This is a genomic window from Micromonospora wenchangensis (assembly GCF_002210435.1).
Classification (GTDB): Bacteria; Actinomycetota; Actinomycetes; order Mycobacteriales; family Micromonosporaceae; genus Micromonospora; species Micromonospora wenchangensis.
The window spans coordinates 1-6055 of the sequence record NZ_MZMV01000124.1 but is presented as its reverse complement, the minus strand read 5'-3'; the positions used below and the strand labels follow the sequence as shown (position 1 = coordinate 6055).

At 73.8% G+C, this 6055-nt stretch carries 1 protein-coding gene; it reads right to left on the bottom strand.

The genetic code is table 11. The annotated features are described in order from the left end of the window. A partial coding sequence (locus B5D80_RS32370; RefSeq protein WP_144081841.1) for a non-ribosomal peptide synthetase occupies window positions 1-6055 on the bottom strand: 6055 nt, incomplete at both ends.

Genomic DNA, 6055 nt, shown 5'->3' with positions numbered 1-6055 from the left:
GTGTTTGAGGGTGTCGTTGGTGAGCCAGTGGTGTTGCCAGGCGGCGTAGTCGGCGTATTGGACGGGTAGGGGCGGCAGCGGGTCGGCACGACCCTCGTGGTGGGCGGCGTAGAGCGCCCCCAGATCGCGGACCAGCACACCGACGGACCAGCCGTCGCCGACCACGTGGTGCATCGTGACGAGCAGGACGTGCCGGTCCGGGGCGAGGGTGACCAGGCGGCCCCGGATCAGGGGACCGGTGGTCAGGTCGAACGGCGCGGTGAACTCCTCGTCCTGCAGCCGGGCCAGGGCGGTGCCGACGTCGGCTGCCCCGGTGAGGTCGTGGGTGCGCAGGGTGAACCCGGTGCCGGGCGGATCGATGTGCTGGTGGACCTCGGCCCCGGCGGGCACGAGCCGGGTACGCAGCGCCTCGTGCCGGGCCACCAGGGCGTCCAGGGTGGCCCGCAGCGCGTCCCGGTCGAGCCAGCCGGCCAGCTCCAGGGCCAGCGGCATGTGGTAGGTGTGGCCGAGTCCGCCGAGCCGTTCCAGGAACCACAACCGTCGCTGCGCGAAGGACAGCTCCAGCGGGGCGCTGCGGTCGGCCGGGTGGATCGGCGGCAGCACGTCGCGGCCGTCCAGCGTCAGCCGGGCGACGAAGGCGCCGAGGGTCGGTGCCGCGAACAGCGCCGCCGGTGACACCTCCCGCCCCAGCACCTGCCGGATCCTGGCCACCAGCCGCATGGCCAGCAGCGAGTGGCCGCCCAGGGCGAAGAAGTCGTCGTGCCGGCCGACCCGCTCCAGCCCCAGCACCTCGGCCCACAGGCCGGCGACCATGATCTCCAGCAGGCCGACCGGCTCGACGTGCCCCCGCTGCCCGAACGCCTCCCCCTCCGGTGCCGGCAGCGCCGCCCGGTCGAGCTTGCCGTTGGGGGTCAGCGGCCACGCGGCCAACCTCACGTACGCCGCGGGCACCATGTGGTCGGGCAGTTCACCGGCGAGCCGGTCACGTAACCGGGCGGCGTCCAGCCCCGGCCCGGCCAGCACGTACGCGACGAGCCGCTGGTGGCCGCCGGCGTCCGGGCGCGCCACCACGACCGCCTCCCGTACCCCCTCGACGGCCGCCAACCGGGTCTCGACCTCGCCCAACTCGACGCGGAAGCCCCGGATCTTCACCTGGAAGTCGTCGCGGCCCAGGAACTCCAGGTTTCCGTCGGGCAGGCGACGCCCCAGGTCACCGCTGCGGTAGAGCCGTTCACCCGGCACGAACGCGCTGGCGTGGAAACGTCGGGCGGTCAGCTCCGGCCGGTTCAGGTAGCCACGGGCCACCCCCGCCCCGCCGATGTGGATCTCGCCCACCACCCCGTCGGGGACCGGTTCGCCGTCGGCGTCGAGCAGGTAGACCCGCACGTTGGGCAGCGGCCGGCCGATCGGCAGGCAGGTCGCCTCGTCGAGGCCGTCGGTCGGGAGCACGTAGCAGGTGCTGTCGACGGCCGCCTCGGTGACGCCGTACGCGTTGACGAGGCGCACCCGGGGGCCGCACACGGCACGCAGCTGGGCGGCGTTCGCGGCCGTCCAGGCGTCCGAGCCGCAGACCACCGTCTCCAGCCCGGCGAGGCTGCCCCCGGTCGCCTCCAGGTGGGCCAGCAGCGGGGTGAGCACCGCCGGCACGAAGTCGGCGAAGTCCACGTCGTGCCGGCGCAGCAGGGCGTCCAGGCCGGCGCTGTCCAGCAGCAGCGGGCGCGGGCAGAGCACCAACCGCCCGCCGAAGCCGAGCGCGCGCACCACGTCGGCGGTGAAGACGTCGAACGAGAAGCTCGCCATCTGCAGGTGCACCAGACCCGGACGCAGGTCGAACAGGTGCTCCCAGGCGGCGGCGACGGCCATGAGCTGCCGGTGCTCGACCAGCACCCCGTTGGCGGTGCCGGCGGTGCCGGAGGTGTAGATCACGTACGCCAGGTGGTGGTCGGCCAACCCGTCGACCACCGGATCGGATACCGGCAGCTGCGCCCAGGCCGCCGCGTCGAGGTCCAGGTCGAGCACCGGGATGTCGAGGCCGGCCGACGCGGCGTGCAACCGCTCGCGGGCGGGGCCGTGGGTCAGCGCCACCACCGGCGTGCTGTCGCCCAGCATGGCGGCGAGCCGGCCGACCGGGTACCCCGGGTCGAGCGGAAGGTAGGCGCCACCTGCCTTGAGGACCGCCAGCAGTGCCACCACCGAGTCCGGTGAGCGTTCGACGCAGATCGCCACCAGCCGGTCCGGGCCGACGCCCCGGGCGCGCAGGTGGTGGGCCAGCCGGTTGGCCCGGCCGTTCAACTCGCCGTAGCTGAGCCGCTCGTCGTCGCCGACGAGGGCCACCGCGTCCGGGTCGCGGGCCGCCCGGGCCTCGACGAGGTGGTGCACGCAGCGCCCCGGCGGGTACGTGACCGTGACGTCGTTGCCGTCCTCGACCAGCCGGCGTCGTTCGTCGGGCGGCAGCACGTCCAGCCCGGCCACCGTTGCGTCAGGTGTCCGCTCCAGCGCGTCGGCCAGCGTGTGCAACGCCCGCTCGACCATGGCGCAGACCCGCTCGGGCGTCACCCCGGTCGCGGCGGCGACGGTCAGCACAACGTCGTCACCCAGGTCGTCGACGTCAAGCGCGAGCGGGTAGTTGCCGCGTTCCTGCGCGGTCAGGTAGGTCAGGTCGTCGGCGTCGGGGGTCGGCGCGGGAAGGTCCGACTCGGCGAGCACCTCGGCGTGGCGGTAATTGAGCAGGGCGGTGAACAGGGGCGCCGGGGGTGCCACCGCGCTGCACGACTGCGCCGACGCCAGCGACGCGTGCTCGTAGCGGATCAGCCCGGTCAGCGTGTCGTGGGTGCGCCGCACGCAGTCCGCGGCACCGGTGCGGTCGAGGGTGATCCGCAGGGGGAGCGTGTTGAGGAACGGCCCGAGGGTCCGGTCGTTGCCCGTGCCGCCGTCGAGGCGGCCGGAGAGCACGGTGCCGAACACGACGTCGGCCCGGCCGCTGGCCCGGGCCAGCACCTGCCCCCAGGCGACGTGGAAGAGGCTGGTCACCCCGACCTGGAGGGTCCGGGCCTGGTGCCGCAGCCGCCGGGTCAGCGCCGTGCCGAGCCGTACCCGGGCGTCGCGCATGCCGTGCCCGTCGCCGTGGATGTCGCGCAGGCCGAACGGCACGGTCGGGCTGTCGACGTCGCCGAGCATCCGACGGAAGAAGCGTTCCTGCCCGGCCCGGTCGGTGTCGTGGTGGATCCGGGCGACGAAGTCGCGGAAGGGCAGCGGCCGGGGCAGCCGGTCGCCCGCGCCGGCGAGGAACGCGTGGACCTCGGCGCGGAGCTGTTTGAGTGAGGTGTTGTCGTCGACGATGTGGTGGATCAGCTCCACGGCCAGCCACCCGTCGTCGCGGGGGTCCCGCGCGACCAGCAGCCGCAGCAGGGGCGCCCGGTCGAGGGGGAGCCGACCGTACCGCTGGTCGACGTGCTCGCGGAGCTGCCGCAGCGGGTCGTCGCCCGCCGGGTCGAGCGGGACCTCCTCCACCGGCAGGGCGGCCCGCCGCCACACCACCTGCACCGGCTCGGTGATCCCCTGCCACACCACCCCGGTGCGCAGCACGTCGTGCCGGGCGATCACCTGCTCCAGCGCGCCGCGGTAGCGGTCCAGCCCGTGCCGGTCGGCGAAGCGCAGGACGGTGGTGACCAGGTAGGGGTCCCGGTCGCGGGCCATCAGATGGTGGAAGAGCATCCCCTGCTGCACCGGGGCGAGCGGGTAGATGTCCTGCACGTTCGGGGCCCCGCCGGCGACCGTGGCGACGACCGTGTCGATCTCCGGCTGGCTGAGCCCGACCAGCGGCAGCAGGTCCGGGGTGATCCGTTCGCAGCCGGCCGGGATCGGCTGCCCGCTCTCGTCGGCCCGGTCCGCGTCGGCACCGACCGCCGCGGCCAGGTCGGCCAGGACCGGTGACCCGAAGAAGGTGCGGACGTCCGCCGTGAGGCCCCGGCGGCGCATCCGTTCCAGCACCCGCAGGGCCAGCAGCGAGTGCCCGCCCAACGCGAAGAAGTTGTCGTACCGGCCGACCCGTTCGACGCCGAGCACCTGCGCCCAGATGGCGGCGAGCGTCTGCTCCACCGCGCCGGCCGGTGCGGTGTAGTCGTGGGCGGCGAAGGCCGAGCCGTCGGGGGTGGGCAGCGCCCGGTGGTCGAGTTTGCCGTTGGGGGTCAGCGGCCACTCGGCGACCCGCACGTACGCGGCGGGCACCATGTGTTCCGGCAGGACGGCGGCCAGTCGGGTGCGCAGCGCCTCGGCGGTCAGCCGACGCACCGAGGCGGTGAAGTAGCCGACCAGGCGCGGCTCCCCCGTGGTGTCGGTGGTGACCGTCACGACCGCGTCGCGGACCCCCGGGCAGGCGGCCAGGCGGGCCTCGATTTCGCCCAGCTCGATCCGGTAGCCCCGGATCTGCACCTGGGCGTCGTTGCGGCCCACGTATTCGAGGCTGCCGTCGGGGCGGTGGCGGACGAGGTCACCGGTGACGTAGAGCCGGTCCCCGGCCACGAACGGGTCGGGCCGGAAACGTTGCGCGGTCAGGGCGGGACGGTTGAGGTAGCCGCGGGCCACCCCGGCGCCACCGACGTGCAGTTCACCGACGACCCCGGGCGGCACCGGCTCACCCCGCCCGTCGAGCACGTAGAGGCGCAGGTCCCCCAGGGGCCGCCCGATCGGGCTCACGCCCGGGCGTCCGGCGTCGGCCGGGGTCAACGGCCGGTAGGTCACGTGCACGGTCGTCTCGGTGATGCCGTACATGTTGACCAGGTCGGTGTCACGGTTGCGGGGGTCGGCGTACCACGGGCGCAGCATCGTCGGGTCCAGCGCCTCGCCGCCGAAGACCACCGTGCGCAGCCGGTGGGACCGGGCGCTGTCGGCCTGCGCGGCGATCAGGCCACGGAACGCGCTGGGGGTCTGGTTGAGGACGGTCACGCCCTCGTCGCACAGGAGCCGGTGGACGTCGGCGGGGGAGCGGGTGGTGAGCCGGGGGACGACCACCAGCCGGCCGCCGTGCAGCAGCGCCCCCCAGATCTCCCAGACCGAGAAGTCGAACGCGAAGGAGTGCAGGAGGCTCCACACGTCGGTCGGGCCGAAGTCGAACCAGCCGGCCGTGGCGGAGAAGAGCCGGGTCACGTTGGCGTGGGTGACCATGACGCCCTTGGGGCGGCCGGTGGAGCCGGAGGTGTGGATGACGTAGGCGAGGTGGTCGGGCCGGGTGCCGGGGTCGGGGGCGGTGGTGGGGTGTGTGGTGAGGTCGGTGGTGTCGAGGTTGATCAGTGGGGTGCGGGTCAGGGCGTCGAGGGTGGGGTGGGTGGCGGTGTGGGTGAGCACGGCGACCGGTTCGGTGTCGCCGAGCAGCTCGGTGAGGCGTTCGGTGGGGTGGGCCGGGTCGAGTGGCACGTACGCGCCACCGGCCCTGAGGACGGCGAGGAGCGCGACGATCAGCTCCGGTGCCGGGTGCAGGCAGACCGCGACGAGGGTGTCGGGTCCGACGCCGTGGTGGCGGAGGTGGTGGGCGAGCCGGTTGGCGTGGGTGTCGAGGTCGCGGTAGGTGAGTGTGGTGTCCTCGAAGGTGACCGCGACCGCGTCGGGGTCCGCCGCGACCCGCTCGGCGAACAGCGCGGGGATCGTCCGTTGCACCGCAGGGACTGTGGTCCGGCTCCACGCGGTGAGCAGGTCGCGTCGCTCGACCGGGTCGAGCAGGCTCAATTCGTCGATCGGCCGGTCGGGGTGGGCGACGAGTTCGGTCAGCACGTGCCGCAGGTGCCGGACGTGCCGCTCGACCGTGGACGCGTCGAACAGGGCGGTGGCGTACTCGAGGCTGCCGGTGATCCGCCCGTCGCGCTCGGCGAGGGAGAGGGTGAGGTCGAACTTCGCGCTGGTCCACGGGCTGCGCAGCGCGGTCACCTCGACACCGGGCAGGTCCAGGCTGACCTCGTCGGTGTTCTGCCAGGCGAACATGACTTGGAACAGGGGGGTGTGGGCGAGGTTTCGGGTGGGGTTGGTGAGTTCGACGATGTGTTCGAAGGGGAGGTCTTGGTGG